The following is a 255-nucleotide window of genomic DNA, read 5'->3' on the forward strand; positions in this document are numbered from 1 at the left end:
ATGACCTACTCTCACATGGGGAAACCCCACACTACCATCGGCGATGCATCGTTTCACTGCTGAGTTCGGGATGGGATCAGGTGGTTCCAACGCTCTATGGTCGTCAAGAAATTCGGGTACTGACTCGGGACCAGACGGCCTCGCTTCAGCAAATTGGGTATGTGACAGCTTTCGGTGTTTGTGCGTTTCGAACTTTCGGTTCGTTTCGTCTTCACACACCGCAATCTGGTGCCTTTTCAGGTCAGCAAATTGCTT

Annotated in this window: 1 rRNA gene; it reads right to left on the reverse strand. The window is 51.4% G+C overall.

Annotation, left to right across the window (positions count from 1 at the left end):
- Positions 1 to 108, reverse strand: a 5S ribosomal RNA gene (rrf, locus tag J5M66_RS27265); the annotation flags it as partial.
- Between the last annotated feature and the right edge of the window lie 147 nt (positions 109 to 255).

Origin of the sequence: Pseudomonas sp. 67(2021), from assembly GCF_017491835.1 — a bacterium.
In the GTDB taxonomy this organism is placed as follows: Bacteria; Pseudomonadota; Gammaproteobacteria; order Pseudomonadales; family Pseudomonadaceae; genus Aquipseudomonas; species Aquipseudomonas atacamensis.